Source organism: Thioclava sp. F36-7, assembly GCF_002020075.1.
Classification (GTDB): Bacteria; Pseudomonadota; Alphaproteobacteria; order Rhodobacterales; family Rhodobacteraceae; genus Thioclava; species Thioclava sediminum.
The window spans coordinates 401,943-418,558 of sequence record NZ_MPZR01000004.1; the positions used below are offsets into that span (position 1 = coordinate 401,943).

At 63.6% G+C, this 16,616-nt stretch carries 14 protein-coding genes and 1 tRNA gene; 11 read left to right on the top strand and 4 right to left on the bottom strand.

Translation table 11 applies throughout. From position 1 onward, the window contains the following. Positions 1 to 155 precede the first annotated feature (155 nt). The 9 genes from BMI89_RS09985 to BMI89_RS10025 all read left to right on the top strand — a co-directional run bounded on the left by BMI89_RS09985 (position 156) and on the right by BMI89_RS10025 (position 10,681). Complete coding sequence (locus BMI89_RS09985) at positions 156 to 2,132, top strand: long-chain fatty acid--CoA ligase (RefSeq protein WP_078570800.1); 1,977 nt, start codon at positions 156 to 158, stop codon at positions 2,130 to 2,132. Beyond that, positions 2,129 to 2,950, top strand: a complete 822-nt coding sequence (locus BMI89_RS09990; RefSeq protein ID WP_078522363.1) for an ABC transporter ATP-binding protein — start codon at positions 2,129 to 2,131, stop codon at positions 2,948 to 2,950. Before BMI89_RS09985 ends, BMI89_RS09990 begins: the two co-directional genes overlap by 4 nt. A gap of 38 nt (positions 2,951 to 2,988) precedes the next feature. Further along, complete coding sequence (locus BMI89_RS09995) at positions 2,989 to 3,978, top strand: branched-chain amino acid ABC transporter permease (RefSeq protein ID WP_078570801.1); 990 nt, start codon at positions 2,989 to 2,991, stop codon at positions 3,976 to 3,978. A gap of 148 nt (positions 3,979 to 4,126) precedes the next feature. Further along, positions 4,127 to 4,309 (top strand): hypothetical protein, encoded by a 183-nt coding sequence (locus BMI89_RS10000; protein WP_078541717.1) that lies wholly within the window; start codon positions 4,127 to 4,129, stop codon positions 4,307 to 4,309. Positions 4,310 to 4,349: 40 nt separating this feature from the next. Further along, positions 4,350 to 5,426: a branched-chain amino acid ABC transporter permease gene (locus BMI89_RS10005; RefSeq protein WP_078541718.1), complete on the top strand. Its 1,077-nt coding sequence runs from the start codon at positions 4,350 to 4,352 to the stop codon at positions 5,424 to 5,426. A 73-nt stretch (positions 5,427 to 5,499) separates the two neighbouring features. Next, a complete protein-coding gene (locus tag BMI89_RS10010) occupies positions 5,500 to 6,786 on the top strand; it encodes an ABC transporter substrate-binding protein (protein ID WP_078570802.1) in 1,287 nt (428 codons plus the stop codon). Between the two features lie 58 nt (positions 6,787 to 6,844). Then, a complete protein-coding gene (locus BMI89_RS10015) occupies positions 6,845 to 7,669 on the top strand; it encodes an ABC transporter ATP-binding protein (protein ID WP_078550806.1) in 825 nt (274 codons plus the stop codon). An 89-nt stretch (positions 7,670 to 7,758) separates the two neighbouring features. Then, positions 7,759 to 8,979, top strand: a complete 1,221-nt coding sequence (locus tag BMI89_RS10020; RefSeq protein ID WP_078570803.1) for an AMP-binding protein — start codon at positions 7,759 to 7,761, stop codon at positions 8,977 to 8,979. A gap of 52 nt (positions 8,980 to 9,031) precedes the next feature. Further along, entirely contained in the window at positions 9,032 to 10,681 is a 1,650-nt protein-coding gene (locus tag BMI89_RS10025; RefSeq protein ID WP_168176788.1) for a peptidoglycan-binding protein, read from the top strand. Positions 10,682 to 10,776: 95 nt separating this feature from the next. Here BMI89_RS10025 and ykgO read toward each other — a convergent pair whose 3' ends face one another. Continuing rightward, on the bottom strand, positions 10,777 to 10,902 hold the full coding sequence (gene ykgO, locus BMI89_RS10030; protein ID WP_038074920.1) for a type B 50S ribosomal protein L36: 126 nt from the start codon (positions 10,900 to 10,902) through the stop codon (positions 10,777 to 10,779). Between the two features lie 81 nt (positions 10,903 to 10,983). Beyond that, a tRNA-Val gene (locus BMI89_RS10035) sits at positions 10,984 to 11,058 on the bottom strand. A 180-nt stretch (positions 11,059 to 11,238) separates the two neighbouring features. Here BMI89_RS10035 and BMI89_RS10040 point away from each other — a divergent pair. Next, positions 11,239 to 12,105, top strand: coding sequence for an N-formylglutamate amidohydrolase (locus tag BMI89_RS10040; RefSeq protein ID WP_143593876.1), 867 nt, complete (start codon positions 11,239 to 11,241; stop codon positions 12,103 to 12,105). A 1-nt stretch (position 12,106) separates the two neighbouring features. Here the strand turns inward: BMI89_RS10040 and BMI89_RS10045 are convergent, their stop codons facing one another. Next, complete coding sequence (locus BMI89_RS10045; protein ID WP_078570805.1) at positions 12,107 to 13,369, bottom strand: DNA polymerase IV; 1,263 nt, start codon at positions 13,367 to 13,369, stop codon at positions 12,107 to 12,109. Positions 13,370 to 13,525: 156 nt separating this feature from the next. Beyond that, a complete protein-coding gene (gene clpB, locus BMI89_RS10050) occupies positions 13,526 to 16,147 on the bottom strand; it encodes an ATP-dependent chaperone ClpB (RefSeq protein ID WP_078570806.1) in 2,622 nt (873 codons plus the stop codon). Positions 16,148 to 16,344: 197 nt separating this feature from the next. Between clpB and BMI89_RS10055 the strand changes: the two genes are divergently transcribed. Then, positions 16,345 to 16,554, top strand: a complete 210-nt coding sequence (locus tag BMI89_RS10055; RefSeq protein ID WP_078570807.1) for a hypothetical protein — start codon at positions 16,345 to 16,347, stop codon at positions 16,552 to 16,554. Positions 16,555 to 16,616: the final 62 nt, after the last annotated feature.

A 16,616-nucleotide genomic window follows, 5' to 3' on the forward strand; every position in this document is an offset into this window, starting at 1 on the left:
TGTTTCGCGGCGACGCGAGGTCGTAAGAATTCGTTACAATCACGAAAAGATCACGAAAACTTTGACATGGACTGTCGAGCCATGCCGAACTGTGCGCGGAGGAGCGCCCGGGGCGGTCGAGGGACGCCGGACATACCGGCGCGAGGGAGGAAAATTTGGCTGACGCAGTCGCGAAGGGGCAGGAATCTGCCCAATCGATTCCTGCGCTTTTGGCGCGGAACGTGGCCCGATATGGTGGCTACCCCGCCTATCGCGAAAAGGAATTCGGGATCTGGCAGAGCTGGAGCTGGGCCGAAGCGGCCGAGGAAATCCGCGCGATGGCGCTGGGCTTCCTGAGCCTCGGCGTGGAACGGGGCGATTATATCGCCATCATCGGGCGCAACCGCCCCATGCATTACTGGTCGATGGTCGCGGCGCAGATGTGCGGCGCGATTCCGGTGCCGCTCTATCAGGACGCGGCGGCCGACGAGATGGCCTATGTGATGGAGCATTGCGGCGCGCGTTTCGTCGTCTGCGGCGATCAGGAACAGGTCGACAAGATCGTCGAGATCGAAGACCGCATCCACGCGATCACCCATGTCACCTACACCGACAAGCGCGGCATGCGGAAATACGACCATTCGCGCATGAATGCGCTGGAGGACGTGCAGGCCGAAGGCCGCGCGGGCCATTCGCGCTACGAAGCCGAGTTGGACAAGCGCATCGCCGAGCTGACCTATGACAGCACCTGCGTGATGCTCTACACCTCGGGCACGACCGGCAAGCCGAAGGGCGTGGTCCTGTCGAACCGCAACATCATCGAGACCGCCAAGGCGTCCTCGGAATTCGATCACCTGAACCATAATGACGAGGTTCTGGCCTACCTGCCGATGGCATGGGTGGGCGATTTCATCTTCTCGATCGGGCAGGCCTATTGGTCGGGCTTCACCGTGAACTGCCCGGAAAGCCCCGAGACGATGATGATCGACCTGCGCGAGATCGGGCCGACCTATTTCTTCGCGCCGCCGCGGGTCTTCGAGAATCAGCTGACCTCGGTGATGATCCGCATGGAAGATGCGGGCAAGCTGAAGAAGAAGCTGTTCGATCACTACATGAAGGTCGCGCGCGAAGTCGGTCCCGACATTCTCGACGGCAAGCCCGTCAGCTTCGGCAAGCGGATGTCCTATGCGCTGGGCAATTTCTTCGTCTATGGCCCGCTCAAGAACACGCTGGGCTTCTCGCGCATCCGCGTGGGCTACACGGCGGGCGAGGCGATCGGGCCGGAGATCTTCTCCTTCTACCGCTCGCTCGGGATCAACCTGAAGCAGCTCTACGGTCAGACCGAGGCGTCGGTCTTCATCACCCAGCAGCCCGATGGCGAAGTGCGCGCCGATACGGTTGGCGTGCCGTCCCCGGGCGTCGAGGTGAAGATCGCCGACAATGGCGAGGTGTTCTATCGCAGCCCCGGCACCTTCGTGGAGTATTACAAGAACGCTGAGAGCACGGCCTCGACCAAGGATCCGGAAGGCTGGGTCGCGACGGGCGATGCGGGCTTCTTCGAGGAAGACACCGGGCATCTGCGGATCATCGACCGCGCGAAGGACGTGGGCAAGATGGCCGACGGTCGCCTGTTCGCGCCGAAATATGTCGAGAACAAGCTGAAATTCTTCCCCTCGATCCTCGAGGCGGTGGTGTTCGGTGCGGGTAAGGACCGGTGCACGGCTTTCATCAATATCGACCTCACCGCGGTCGGCAACTGGGCCGAGCGCAACAACATCTCCTACGCCTCCTATCAGGAGCTTGCGGGCCATCCGCGCGTCTACGAGATGATCCGCGAGCATGTCGAAGAGGTGAATGAAAGCATCGCCGAAGACCCGATGCTCTCGGGCTGTCAGGTCCATCGCTTCCTGATCCTGCATAAGGAACTCGATGCCGATGACGGCGAGATGACCCGCACCCGCAAGGTCCGCCGCAACGTGATCGGCGAGAAATTCGCCGACCTCATCGCGGCGCTCTACGACGGGCGCGACGAGATCTACACCGAAACGGAAGTGACCTACGAGGACGGGCGCAAAGGCTCGATCAAGGCGACGCTGAAGATCGCCGACGCGAAGGTCGTGGCCCCGAAACAGATGGCGGAGGCGGCGGAATGAAAGACATGAACGAAGGTTACGTCACCGCCGACGGCCGCCAGATCGGCGGGGTCATCATGGAGATGAAGAACATCACGCTGCGCTTCGGCGGTGTGGTGGCGATCAAGGATATCTCCTTCGACATCCGCGAGGGCGAGATCCGCGCGATCATCGGGCCGAACGGCGCGGGGAAATCCTCGATGCTGAACGTCATCTCGGGCTTCTATATCCCGACCGAGGGCGAGGTGTTCTACAAGGGCATCAAGCGCGGGCCGATGAAGCCTTATCAGGTCGCGCGTCTCGGCATCGCGCGCACCTTCCAGAACATCGCGTTGTTCGACGGCATGTCGGTGCTCGACAACATCATGACCGGACGGCTGACCCATATGAAGAAGGGTCTCATGTCGCAGGCGGGCTGGTGGTGGACGGGTGCCGCCGCCGAGGAGCACGAGAACCGCGAGAAGGTCGAGAAGATCATCGACTTTCTCGAGATCCAGAATATCCGCAAAACGCCGGTGGGGCGTCTGCCCTACGGTCTGAAGAAGCGGGTGGAGCTGGCGCGTGCGCTGGCCGCCGAGCCGAAGATCCTTCTGCTCGACGAGCCGATGGCCGGGATGAACGTCGAAGAGAAAGAGGACATGAGCCGCTTCATCCTCGACGTGAACGACGAATTCGGCACCACCATCGTCCTGATCGAACACGATATGGGCGTCGTGATGGATCTCTCCGACCGGGTCGTCGTGATGGATTACGGCAAGAAGATCGGTGACGGCACGCCCGACGAGGTGCGCAGCAATCAAGACGTGATCGACGCCTATCTGGGGGTGGCCCATGACTGAGACCATCCGCATCGCAATTCAGACATCGGAGGCGCGTCATGCCTGATATCGTTCTCTATGCCGCCGAGGTGACGCTGAACGGCCTTATGGCAGGGGTGCTCTATGCGCTCGTGGCGCTGGGCTTCGTGCTGATCTTCAAAGCCTCTGGCATCTTCAACTACGCGCAGGGCGTGCTCGCGCTCTTTGCCGCGCTGACGCTGGTCGGCATCCAGAAGGGGCAAGTGCCCTTCGCCCATCTCATCAACGCGATGACGGGCAATCACTACACGAATTTCCCGTGGGAGGTTCCGGCAATCGTCGCGATCGTGCTGGCGGCGGCCGTGATGGTCGTGCTTGCGATCATCATCGAGAAAGTGGTGCTCAAGCATCTGGTGAACCAGGCGCCGATCATCCTCTTCATGGCGACGATCGGGATGGCCTATTTCCTCGAAGGTTTCGGGGACGTGATGTGGGGCTCTGACATCAAGACGCTCGATGTGGGGCTGCCGCAGGGCATCAACGAGACCATCGACACCGTCACCTTCAACATGTTCGGCTACGGCTTCTTCATCGACAATCTCGATATCGTGGCGGCGATCGTCGCGGTGCTGCTGGTGTCGGCGCTGACCGTGTTCTCGCAATACTCCAAGCAGGGCCGGGCGCTGCGCGCGGTGGCCGACGATCACCAGGCCGCGCTGTCGGTCGGGATCTCACTGCGCTTCATCTGGATCCTCGTCTGGTCCATCGCGGGCTTCGTGGCGCTGGTCGCGGGCATCATGTGGGGCTCGAAATCGGGCGTCCAGTTCTCGCTGTCGCTGATCGCGCTCAAGGCACTCCCGGTGCTGATGCTGGGCGGCTTCACCTCGATCCCGGGCGCCATCGTCGGCGGTCTGATCATCGGTGTGGGCGAGAAACTGTTCGAACTGCTGATCGGGGCCCCCTTCCTGGGTGGCGCGACCGAGAACTGGTTCGCCTATGTGCTCGCGCTCGTCTTCCTCGTCTTCCGGCCGCAGGGCCTGTTCGGCGAGAAGATTATCGAGAGGGTCTGACCGATGATCACGACGCTTTCACGCCACGGTGAGAAATTCCTTGATCGAGCCGCAGGGGTGCGACAAGCTGCCACATGTCGTGGCGTCAAGGGGAGGGGAGCCCAGTGTCGTCGCGCTGATGTGACGATCATTGGGAGGACCGTTACCGATGAAGACCTGTGCAACCGTGTTCACGATTGGCTGGGGAGCCGCGCTCGCATTCGGATGGATCGCGCTGGCCGCGCCGCCGGAAGAACCGACCACCTTGCAAACACTGAATATCGTGCTGGCCGCCTTGGGGGCGGGAGCCGGGCTCTGGGCCTGGGTGAGGATCCGGCGCGGCAACTGCTGACGGGAGACGACGCGCTCTCCCTGACGAAAGGGAGAGGCTGATGTTTTACCGCGAAGCAGGTGATTTCAAGACATCCTACCGGGAGGACAGTCAGACCTTTCCGATCAAATTCGACCGGCTGCGCTATTACGCGGTGCTGGTGGTCGCTTTCGGGATCGTGCCGCTGTTCATCAACGACTACTGGGCGAACGCGGTCGCGGTGCCCTTCCTGATCTACGCCATCGCGGCGATCGGGCTGAATATCCTCGTGGGCTATGCCGGGCAGGTGAGCCTTGGCACCGGGGGCTTCATGGCGGTGGGCGCTTATGCCGTCTACAAGCTGATGACGGCCTTCCCCGACATCAACATCTTCTTCCACGTCATCATCGCGGGGTTCATCACCGCCGCTGTGGGCGTGATCTTCGGCCTGCCGAGCCTGCGCATCAAAGGTTTCTACCTCGCGGTGGCAACGCTGGCGGCGCAGTTCTTCCTCGTGTGGCTCTTCAACAAGGTGCCGTGGTTCTACAACTACTCGGCCTCGGGTCAGATCAACGCGCCCGAGCGCACCGTCTTCGGCGTCTTCGTGACCGGCGCGCAGACCTCGGCGATGGCGAAATACATGTTCTGCCTCGTGATGCTGACGCTGGTGGCGCTGGTCGCGCGCAATCTGACGCGCGGCACGGTGGGACGCAAATGGATGGCGATCCGCGACATGGATATCGCCGCCGAGATCATCGGGGTGAACCCGCTGACGACGAAACTGTCGGCCTTTGCGGTCAGCTCGTTCTTCATCGGCATCGCCGGCGCGCTGTTCTTCGCGGTCTATCTGGGTGCGGCAGAAGTGGGCGAAGCCTTCGGCATCCAGAAGTCCTTCCTGATCCTCTTCATGGTGATCATCGGCGGTCTGGGCTCGATCTTCGGATCCTTCGCGGGCGCTGCCTTCCTCGTGCTGCTGCCGGTCTTCCTCAAGAACGTGCTCGTCGGCACGCTCGGTTGGCCCACGGACCTCGCCGCGCATATCGAACTGATGATCGTCGGCGGGCTGATCGTGGCCTTCCTGATCGCGGAACCGCATGGCCTCGCGCAGCTCTGGCGCGTCGCGAAAGAAAAACTCCGGCTTTGGCCCTTCCCGCACTGACGGCCGGGCCGCCCAACACAAAGAACCGGGACACGCCCGGCGCAACACTCGAACATTCTGGGAGGAGAACCGAATGAAGAAGACCCTAACCGCACTGGTCGCGGCGGCGATGACGCTGACCACGGCCCCGGCTTTCGCTGAACTGGTGGTGCCGAACCTCAGCTATCGCACCGGGCCCTATGCCGCGAACGGCATTCCCTATGCCGATGGCTTCAACGACTATTTCACCCTGCTCAACGAGCGTGACGGCGGCATCGGCGGCGAGATGGTCAAGACGCCCGAATGCGAAACCGCCTACAACACCGAGAAGGGCGTGGAATGCTACGAGTCGACCAAGGGCGAAGGCGCGCTGGCCTATAACCCGCTCTCGACCGGCATCACCTATCAGCTGATCCCGAAGGTCACCGCTGACGGCATCACGCTCTACACCCCGGGCTACGGCCGCACCTCGGCTGCGAACGGCAAGGTGTTCAAGTGGGTCTTCAACTTCCCGGCCAACTACTGGGATGGCGCCTCGGTCGCGATCAAACATATCATCGATCAGGAAGGTGGCGACATCAGCGGTAAGAAAATCGCGCTGGTCTATCACAACTCCGCCTATGGCAAGGAGCCGATCCGCACACTCGAAGAGCTGGCCAAGAAGCACGGTTTCGAGCTTTCGACCCTGCCCGTCGACCACCCGGGTCAGGAGCAGAAGTCGCAATGGCTGCAGATCCGTCGTGACAAGCCCGACTATGTCCTGATGTGGGGCTGGGGCGTCATGAACCAGGTCGCCATCCAGGAAGCCGTGAACATCCGTTTCCCGATGGATCACTTCATCGGCGTCTGGTGGTCGGGTTCGGAGAACGACGTGGCTCCGGCAGGCGACAAGGCCTCTGGCTACAAGGCGCTCTCGTTCCACGGCACCGGTATGGACTACCCGGTCTATGCGGACCTCAAGCAATATGTCGTCGATGCCGGCAAGGCGTCGGGCGCAGGCGATCAGGTCGGTACGATGCTCTATTCGCGCGGCATGTACGCGGCGATGATCATCTCGGAAGCGATCCGCAAGGCGCAGGAGATGGCCGGCAAGTCGAACGTCAACGCCGCTGAAGTGCGCGACGGTTTCGAGAACCTCGACCTCACCGAAGCCCGTCTGGAAGAGCTCGGCCTGCCGAACTTCGCCCAGCCGATCAAGGCGAGCTGCGAGAACCACGGGGGCCCCGGCTCCGCCAAGGTCTTCCAGTGGGATGCCGGTGCGAAGAAGTGGAACGAAGCCTCTGACTGGATCGAATCCGACAAGGACGTGCTGAACCCGCTGATCGAAGAAGATTCCGCAGCCTTCGCTTCGGAAAACAACATCACCGACCAGTGTAACTGATCGAAAACGGCCTCCGGCGCGCGCCGCCGGGGGCCACCCCAACGTCCCGGAGAGAACCATGCTCGACGCTTCGAAAACCGATAACACCCTTCTCGAGGTCAACAATATCGAGGTGATCTACAATCACGTCATCCTCGTGCTGAAAGGGGTGAGCCTGAGCGTGCCCAAGGGCGGGATCACCGCGCTTCTGGGTGGCAACGGCGCGGGCAAGACGACGACGCTCAAGGCGATCTCCAACCTGCTCAAATCCGAGCGCGGCGAGGTGACGAAAGGCTCGATCACCTATCGCGGCGAACGGGTGCAGGACGGCTCCCCCGCCGATCTGGTCCGCAAGGGCGTGATCCAGGTGATGGAGGGGCGCCATTGCTTCGAACACCTGACCGTCGAGGAAAACCTGCTGACCGGCGCCTATACCCGCAAGGACGGCCGCGCCGCGATCCAGGCCGACCTGGAGATGGTCTACGACTACTTCCCGCGTCTCAAGGAGCGCCGCAAATCGCAGGCGGGCTATACCTCGGGCGGGGAGCAGCAGATGGTCGCGATGGGCCGCGCGCTGATGAGCCGCCCCGAGACGATCCTGCTGGACGAGCCCTCGATGGGTCTCGCGCCGCAACTGGTGGAGCAGATCTTCGAGATCGTGAAATCGGTTAACGAGAACGAGGGCGTGACCTTCCTTCTGGCCGAGCAGAACACCAATGTCGCGCTGCGCTACGCCCATTACGGCTACATCCTCGAGAGCGGTCGCATCGTGATGGACGGTCCCGCAGCCGAGCTGCGCGAGAACCCGGACGTGAAGGAATTCTACCTCGGCATGTCTGACGAAGGCCGCAAGAGCTTCCGCGACGTGCGCAGCTATCGCCGCCGCAAGCGCTGGCTGGCGTAACGGTAACTTACTGATTCAATTGAATTGCTGCGCAGCATTTTGGGCGCGGAATAGGAGCGGTTTGTCCGCTGAACGGAAAGGGTCGAGAGATGCGCGAACATTTCGACGAATTGGAAACCCGCAGCGCCGACGCGCGTGAGGCCTCTCTGGCGGAGTGCCTGCCGGCGCTGATCGGCGCGGCGATGAAGGCTCCGGGGATCGCGGCGCATCTGCAAGGCGTCGACCCGAGCGCGATCACCTCGCGCGAGGCGCTCGCGAAGCTGCCGGTGCTGCGCAAGTCCGACCTCGGGGCTGCGCAGAAAGGCGCGCCGCCCTTCGGGGGGCTGGTCACGAAACCCGCCCATGCCTTCGCGCATATCTTCCAGTCGCCCGGCCCGATCTACGAGCCCGGCGATACCAGCCACAACTGGTGGCGGTTGGGGCGTTTCGTCCATGCCGCAGGCGTCGGTCCCGGCGATATCGTGCAGAACTGCTTCGGCTATCACCTCACCCCCGCGGGCATGATGTTCGAGAATGCCGCGCGCACGGTCGGTGCCGCCGTTCTGCCTGCGGGCACCGGCCAGACCGAATTGCAGGTCCGCGCCGCCGTCGATATCGGCACCACGACTTACGCGGGCACGCCCGATTACCTGCGCATCATTCTCGAGAAGGCCGAGGAGATGGGCGAGGCGCTGAAAATCACGAAGGCCACCGTGTCGGGCGGTGCGCTCTTCCCGAGCCTGCGTCAGGATTATGCGGATCGCGGCATCGCATGCCTGCAATGCTACGCCACCGCCGATCTGGGCAATATCGCCTATGAGAGTGCCGCGATGGAGGGGATGATCGTCGACGAGGGCGTGATCGTCGAGATCGTCCGCCCCGGCACCGGCGATCCGGTTGCCCCCGGCGAGGTTGGAGAAGTCGTCGTGACCACGCTCAATCCCGACTACCCGCTGATCCGTTTCGCCACCGGCGATCTGTCGGCGGTGATGGAAGGCGTCAGCCCCTGCGGGCGCACCAATATGCGCATCAAGGGCTGGATGGGCCGCGCCGATCAAACCACCAAGATCAAGGGCATGTTCGTCCGTCCTGAGCAGGTCGCCAGCTTCGTCTCGGCCCATGCAGAGGTGCAAAAGGCCCGTGTCATCGCCACCCGCGATGGCGAGATGGACGTGATGACCGTGCAGATCGAAACCGAGGCCGACGATCCCGCCCGCTTCGACGGCGGCATCCGCGAGGCGCTGAAGATGAAGGGCGTGATCGAACTGGTGTCGCCCGGCTCTTTGCCTAATGATGGGAAGGTCATCGACGACCAGCGGAAATACGACTGAGGAACCGCGCGCGCACTCAAGGGGTTTCTCCGGAAAGAGAGTGGAGGACCCCATGCGTAAACTTCTTCTGACAGGTGCCGCGATCGCGGCGCTTGGCCTTCCCGCCCATGCCGCCGATCTGGCGCTGGTGCTGGGCAATTCCGATTATCAACGGATCGACGATCTTCGCTCGGGCACTGCCCTGACCGATAGCGAGGCAAAGCTGCAGACGGCGGGCTTCTCGGTGCTGATCGAGGATGACGCCGACGCGGCCGAGATCCGGTCCCGCTTCCGTGATTTCGTGACCCGCGCACCCGAGGCCGAGCGGCTGGTCGTGGCGCTCTCGGGCCGTTTTGTCCATTCCGACGGCGAGACATGGTATCTGCCGGTCGACGCCCGCGACACCTCGCTGCCCGAAGCGGTGAGCGAGGCGCTGCCGTTGTCGGCCGTGATGACCGTGCTCGCCGCCCATCCGGGGCGTGCCCTTCTGCTGCTTGGGTCGGCGGATGACGCGGGCAATGGCCAGGGCCTGACCCAGCCTGGGATCGGGACGCTCGACATTCCGCAGGGCGTGACCGTGCTGCGCGGCAGCCCGAAGGATGTGGCCAGCCTCATGTCGGGCGATCTGACCGAGCCCGGCGCCTCGCTGATGCAGTCGGCGCAGTCCGAAGACCTGCGCGCGAGTGGCTACATGCCGAGTGATTTCGTACTGGTCACCGAGCCGACGGGCAAGAAACCCGCCCCGGTGAAGACCCCCGCGGCTGACCCGTCAGCCCCCTATTGGGACATGGCGCGTTCCGAGGACACGATCACCGCCTATCAGCTTTATCTCGACCGCTATCCGAATGGCACCAATGCCGCTCAGGCGAAGCAGCGTATCCAGCAGCTGCGTGACGAGCCTCAGCGGCAAGCAAAGGCTACCGAAGAGGCGCTGAACCTCAGCCGCGATCAGAAGCGCGAGGTGCAGCAGAACCTGACGATCCTGAAATTCGACCCGAAAGGCGTCGATGGTATCTTCGGGCCTGGCTCGCGCGGGGCAATCGCGCGCTGGCAGAAAGCCAACGGCTTCGACGACACCAGCTATCTGACCCGCGCCCAGCTGACTGCGCTCTCGGCGCAGGGCGAAAAACGCGCCGCCGAGCTGAAGGCCGAGGCCGAGGCCCGTCAGGCCAAGATCGACCAGCAGGACCGCGCCTATTGGGAGCAGACCGGCAAGGCGGGTGATGAGGCCGGGCTGCGCGCCTATCTCAAGAAATATCCCGATGGTCTGTTCGCGGAACTCGCGCAGGAGCGGCTCGACAAGATCGAAGCGGATCGCCGCGATGAAGCGCAGTCGGCCGATCGCGCCGATTGGGACGTCGCACGTAAAGCCGACACCATCGCCAGCTACCGTGACTATCTGGCAAGCCGCTCCGACCCGGCCTTCAAAGCTGAGGCCGAGGCACGCATCGCTGAGCTGCAGCAACAGAATCAGCAAAGCGACGCGATGGACGCGGCCGCCGCGAAAGAGGCCGCCCTCAACCTGCCCGGCGTCGCGAAATCGCTGGTGGAGCAACGCCTCGCCCAAATGGGCCTGAAGCCCGGCAAGGTCGACGGCGTCTTCGACAAAGATACGCGCCGCGCGATTCGCCGCTATCAGACCGCAGGCGGGCTGGAAGCGACCGGCTATCTCGATCAGGCCACCGTGGCGCAGCTTCTGGCCGGGGCGATCGGCGCGCGTTAAGCGCCGATCCCTCTCAGCCTCAGATCGCTGAACAAAGGAAAAGGCCGCGCCGGGAAATCCCTGGCGCGGCCTTTATTCGTTTCGGCTCGGCTGCCTCAGCCCTGGCGGGCTTTGAAGCGCTTCTGCGTCTTGTTGATCACGTAGACGCGGCCTTTGCGGCGCACGACCTGGCAATCGCGATGACGCTGCTTGAGCGAGCGGAGCGAGTTGCGGACCTTCATCGGCCTTCTCCTGTATCGCGGCGCGCGGTGCGCCTTGAAAAACGAATGCCCCGGGCTTGCAAGCCGGGGGCGGTGAATAGATGGTGGGCGGTACTGGGATCGAACCAGTGGCCACTACGATGTCAACGTAGTGCTCTACCGCTGAGCTAACCGCCCACACCCGTGCGATCCCGTTTGATGCCTTTGATTCGCGCTTGCGGCTAGGCCGCGAAGGGAACCGAAAGGCGCGGTGTCGCGTCGGTCTGGGGGTCTATATAAAGAGTCGAAACGGCTTTCAAGAGGGTTTTGGTGCGAAAGCGTTCCAGTGTAAGATATTAGGCGATCATAAGAGGTTTCATGTCCGACAGCCCAGCCCTTTTGCCGCCGTTCCGGCTGGTTCGCCCCAAGGCGTTGCGGACGGCTGCGGTCTTCGCCTCGCCCCATTCCGGTGCGCAATACCCGCATAGCCTGCAGGAACGGGCCGTTCTGGACATGCTGCGCCTGCGGTCTTCCGAAGATGCTTTCGTCGATGAGCTGCTGGCGGACGTTCCGCGATTCGGCGCGCCGCTTCTCTGCGCGCAGTATCCGAGGGCCTGGGTCGATCTCAACCGGGCGGAGGACGAACTTGATTCGGCGCTGATCGCCGGGCTGGACCGGGCGCATCCGGGGCCGCGCGTCGCTGCCGGTCTCGGGGTGATTCCCCGCGTGGTGTCCGGTGCGCGGGCGATCTATCGCGGCAAGATCCCGATGATCGAGGCCGAGGCGCGGATCAACCATGTCTGGCGGCCCTATCACGCGCAGCTCGAGGCGCTGATGGCCGAGGCGCATGGGGCTTTCGGGCAGGCGATTCTGCTCGATATGCATTCGATGCCCTCCGAGGCTCTGGCCGCGACCGGGCCGCGCCGCGCGGAGATCGTGCTTGGCGATCGCTACGGCACCAGCGCCGACCGGGAGATCGTGCGCGAGATCGAACTGATCTTCGAAGGCGAAGGGCTGAACGTGGCGCGCAACAGCCCCTTTGCCGGGGCCTATATCACCCAGCGCTACGGGCATCCGCGCGAGGGGTATCACGCGATCCAGATCGAGATCGACCGCGCGCTCTACATGGATCAGCACCGCATCGCGCCGAACGAGAATTTCAATGCGTTCGCAGCGCTGATGAGCCGGACGGCGCGTCAGATCGCCGATCTCGGGGCACATCCGCTGCGTCACGCAGCGGAGTGACTCACTCCCCGTCCCAGCCGCGCCCGTTGCGGATCGCATCCGCCCCGAATCGCGCCCGGATCGCATCTTTCGCCCGCTCCGCGCTTGCGCGCTTGCCCGCATCGGGGTCGAGCAGGTCACCCGCCGGATCGCGCCCATCGGCCGCCGTGAGGTCGGAAAATCCGATGCCGATGAGTCGGTAGGCCTGCCCCTTCGGCAGTTTGTCGAACAGCGTCTCGCCCGCGCGATAGAGCGTGTCGGCCAATTGGCTCGGCTCCTCCAGCCGGGTCTGCCGGGTCACGGTCGCGAAATCAGCCTTCTTGAGCTTCAGCGTCACCGTCCGCCCCGCCAGATCGCGCGCCTTCATCCGGGCCGAGACCTTCTCGGCCAGATGCCAGAGCTTGCCCATCAGCGCCTCGCGATCGGCGATGTCAGTGTTGAAGGTGGTCTCGTTCGACACCGATTTCATCGGCGAGTCGGGAGAGACGCGCCGCGCATCGAGCCCGCTGGCCAACTCAAACAGCCGCCGCCCCGACGCGCCGAAGCGGTCCTCCATCCGCGACAGCCCCGCGCGGCGGATATCGGCAAGCGTGCGGATGCCCGCGCGCCCCAGGGCCGAGCGCGTCGCCGCCCCCACGCCCCAAAGGATCGACACCGGCTTGTCGCGGAGAAACTCTTCCGTATCGCCGCGCCCGATCACCGAAAACCCGCGCGGCTTGTCGAGATCCGAGGCGATCTTGGCGAGAAACTTGTTATGCGAGAGACCCACCGAGGCCGTCACCCCGATCTCCGTCTCGATCTCGCGCGCAAGCCGCGCCATCAGAAGGGCCGGGGGCGCATGATGCAGCCGCTCCGTCCCGCCCAGATCGAGAAACGCTTCGTCGAGCGAGAGCGGCTCGATCAGCGGCGTCAGCTCGACCATCTTCGCCCGGATCTCGCGCGAGACATTGGCGTAATGCTCCATACGCGGTTTGACGATCACCGCATCGGGGCAAAGCTTGCGGGCCTGAAACATCGGCATGGCCGAGCGCACGCCGGAGATTCGCGCGATGTAACAGCAGGTCGTAACCACCCCGCGCGTGCCGCCGCCCACGATCACCGCCTGCGAGGACAGCTCGGGATTGTCGCGCTTCTCGACCGAGGCGTAGAAGCTGTCGCAATCGATATGCGCGATGGGCAGGTCGAACAACTCCGGATGCGCCACGATCCGCGCCTTGCCGCAGGCGGGGCAACGCTTCGGCGCCTCGTCAAAACTCTTCAGGCAATGGCGGCAAAGGGCGGGCATGGGGACTCGATCCGGGGAATATCCCCTAGATACTCCTTCTTCCTCTTGGCGGAAATATCCCGGGGTGAATTGGCGTAGCCAAGAGGGGCAGCGCCCCTGATGCTGACGAAAAAGGGGCGGATCGCTCCGCCCCTCTCAATCGATTTTCAGGTGGGTTTAGTGCAGCGGCACGCCATCGGCAGGCTTCGTGCCACCCAGAGGCGCGCTGTGGCCGCCGACGATCAGGCCGTTCGGGCCCGCGGTGACTTCGACCGTCGCACCATCCATGATCTCGCCGCCAAGGATCGCCTCGGCCAGCGGGTCCTGCAGCGCGCGTTGGATCACCCGCTTCAGCGGACGTGCGCCATAGACCGGGTCGTAGCCCGCATCGGCGAGCCACTTGTGGGCCGACTCGTCCAGCTCCAGCGTGATCTTGCGCTGTGCCAGACGCGTCTCCAGCCGCTTGAGCTGGATTTCCACGATCCCGTCCATGTTCTCGCGGTTCAGGCGATCGAAGATCACCATCTCGTCGAGCCGGTTCAGGAATTCGGGGCGGAAATGCGCCCGCACCGCATCCATCACCTGACGCTTGGCCTCGCCCGCATCCGTGCCTTCCGGCAGCTGGCTGAGCGCCTGAGAGCCGAGGTTCGAGGTCAGCACGATCAGCGTCTGCTTGAAGTCGACCGTGCGGCCCTGACCGTCGGTCAGCACACCATCGTCGAGCACCTGCAGCAGCACGTTGAACACGTCCGGGTGCGCCTTCTCGACCTCGTCGAACAGCACGACCTGATAGGGACGCCGCCGGACCGCTTCGGTCAGAACGCCACCCTCGTCATAGCCGACATAGCCCGGAGGGGCACCGATCAGCCGCGCCACGGAGTGTTTCTCCATGAACTCGGACATGTCGATCCGCACCATCGCCTGATCGTCGTCGAACAGGTAATTCGCGACGGCCTTGGTCAGCTCGGTCTTACCCACGCCGGTCGGGCCGAGGAAGAGGAACGAACCCAGCGGCCGGTTCTCGTCGTTCAGCCCCGCACGCGCCCGGCGCACGGCGTTCGACACGGCGGTGATCGCCGCATCCTGACCGACGACGCGCTTGTGCAGCTCGTCTTCCATCTTCAGCAGCTTCTCGCGCTCGCCCTCGAGCATCTTGGAGGTCGGGATGCCGGTCCAGCGTTCGACCACTTCGGCGATCTGTTCGGGACGCACCGATTCCTCGACCATCAGCTCTTCGCCTTCGGCCTCATCGGCTGCGGCGAGTTGCTTCTCGAGACTCGGGATGATGCCGTAGCTCAGCTCACCCGCGCGGGCGAGATTGCCCTCGCGCTTGGCTTGATCGAGCTCGGCCCGGGCCTTGTCGAGTTGCTCCTTGAGGTTGCGACCCGATTCCAGCTTGTCCCGCTCGGCCTGCCACTTGGCAGTCATTTCCGAAGCGCGATCCTGCAGATCGGCCAGTTCCTTCTCGAGCTTCTCGAGTCGGTCTTTCGACGCGGTGTCATCCTCTTTCTTCAGCGCTTCCGCTTCGATCTGCATCTGCAGGATCTGACGGTCGAGCGCATCGAGCTCCTCGGGTTTGCTGTCCACTTCCATGCGCAGACGCGAGGCGGCCTCGTCCACGAGGTCGATCGCCTTGTCGGGCAGGAAGCGGTCGGTGATGTAGCGATGCGAGAGCGTCGCAGCCGAGACCAGCGCCGAGTCGGAGATCTTCACCCCGTGGTGGAGTTCGTATTTCTCCTTGATACCGCGCAGGATCGAGATCGTGTCCTCGACCGTCGGCTCTTCCACCATCACGGGCTGGAAACGCCGGGCCAAAGCCGCGTCCTTCTCGACATACTTGCGATACTCGTCGAGCGTCGTTGCCCCCACGCAATGCAGCTCACCGCGGGCCAGCGCCGGCTTGATCAGGTTCGCCGCATCCATCGCGCCGTCGGATTTCCCGGCGCCGACGAGCGTGTGCATCTCGTCGATGAAGAGGATGATCTCACCCGCAGCGGCCTCGATTTCCTTGAGAATCGCTTTCAGACGCTCTTCGAACTCGCCGCGATATTTCGCACCGGCGATCAGCGCACCCATGTCGAGCGCGAGGAGTCGCTTGTCGCGCAAGCTCTCCGGGACGTCCCCGTCGATGATGCGCAGCGCAAGGCCTTCCGCGATCGCGGTCTTACCCACGCCGGGTTCACCGATCAGAACCGGGTTGTTCTTGGTCCGACGGCTCAGCACCTGCATGGTGCGCCGAATCTCGTCATCACGGCCGATGATCGGGTCGATCTTGCCTTGCTCGGCAGCTTCGGTCAGATCGCGCGCGTATTTCTTGAGCGCCTCGTAGCCCTCTTCGGCCGAGGCCGAATCCGCCGTGCGGCCCTTGCGCAGATCATTGATCGCGGCGTTGAGCTTCTGCGCCGTCACCGCGCCCGCATCGAGCGCATCCTTGGCGCGCGTGTTCACCATGGCCAGAGCCATCAGCACACGCTCCACCGGCACGAAGCTGTCGCCCGCTTTCTTGGCGATCTTCTCGGCCTCGTCGAGCACGCGCACGAGGCTCTGCTCGACATAGACCTGCCCGTCGCCGCCCGACACTTTCGGCAGTTTCGACACCGCCAGATCGACGGCTTCGAGCACGCGGGCAGGCTCGCCGCCGGCGCGCTTGATCAGATTGGCCGACAGCCCCTGATCGTCATCCATCAAAGCCTTCAGAAGATGCTCGGGCACCACACGTTGATGACCCTCGCGCATCGCGATCGTCTGCGCGGCCTGAAGGAAACCGCGAGACCGCTCCGTGAACTTCTCCATGTTCATCGGCATTCTCCTTTTTTAAAGCCCCCGGGATGTGTCTGGCCCTATATTAGGCGCCGTCCTGACCGGGTCTCGATATGAAAAATGGGATGTGGCGCATCCCGCTTCAAGAGCTTTATGGCGACCATTTCGCCGCAGGTGGAAACCAAAACGCAAGGTTTAGCGTTTACGCAGGGACACCCATGCAGGAGGCTCCGAGGATGCATCATGCCAGCGCCACGCGCATCGCGCGCCTGATTTACAACGCCGCGCAACGCCGTTTCGAGGCGGTCGTCGAATTCTTCACCCCCGGGATCGCGCAGCCGCTGCGGGTGCCCGTTCGGGTCGAAGCCAGCCCCAACATTTCGCATCGCCAGCTTGCCCGCGCGCTGACCCGCGAAGCGCAACGTCGTGGCATCGGCGAGCTGTGATCCCGCGAACGGCTTGACGTAGCGGTGATTGATCCGCATCAGGGGGCGATCTTGAAAAGGAG

Coding starts and splice junctions, on each gene's coding strand:
- BMI89_RS10020 (WP_078570803.1), top strand. CDS start 7,759: ATGCGCGAACATTTCGACGAATTGGAAACCCGCAGCGCCGACGCGCGT.
- clpB (WP_078570806.1), bottom strand. CDS start 16,147: ATGAACATGGAGAAGTTCACGGAGCGGTCTCGCGGTTTCCTTCAGGCC.
- BMI89_RS09990 (WP_078522363.1), top strand. CDS start 2,129: ATGAAAGACATGAACGAAGGTTACGTCACCGCCGACGGCCGCCAGATC.
- BMI89_RS10025 (WP_168176788.1), top strand. CDS start 9,032: ATGCGTAAACTTCTTCTGACAGGTGCCGCGATCGCGGCGCTTGGCCTT.
- BMI89_RS10010 (WP_078570802.1), top strand. CDS start 5,500: ATGAAGAAGACCCTAACCGCACTGGTCGCGGCGGCGATGACGCTGACC.
- BMI89_RS09995 (WP_078570801.1), top strand. CDS start 2,989: ATGCCTGATATCGTTCTCTATGCCGCCGAGGTGACGCTGAACGGCCTT.
- BMI89_RS10005 (WP_078541718.1), top strand. CDS start 4,350: ATGTTTTACCGCGAAGCAGGTGATTTCAAGACATCCTACCGGGAGGAC.
- BMI89_RS10045 (WP_078570805.1), bottom strand. CDS start 13,369: ATGCCCGCCCTTTGCCGCCATTGCCTGAAGAGTTTTGACGAGGCGCCG.
- BMI89_RS10000 (WP_078541717.1), top strand. CDS start 4,127: ATGAAGACCTGTGCAACCGTGTTCACGATTGGCTGGGGAGCCGCGCTC.
- BMI89_RS10015 (WP_078550806.1), top strand. CDS start 6,845: ATGCTCGACGCTTCGAAAACCGATAACACCCTTCTCGAGGTCAACAAT.
- BMI89_RS10040 (WP_143593876.1), top strand. CDS start 11,239: ATGTCCGACAGCCCAGCCCTTTTGCCGCCGTTCCGGCTGGTTCGCCCC.
- BMI89_RS10055 (WP_078570807.1), top strand. CDS start 16,345: ATGCATCATGCCAGCGCCACGCGCATCGCGCGCCTGATTTACAACGCC.
- ykgO (WP_038074920.1), bottom strand. CDS start 10,902: ATGAAGGTCCGCAACTCGCTCCGCTCGCTCAAGCAGCGTCATCGCGAT.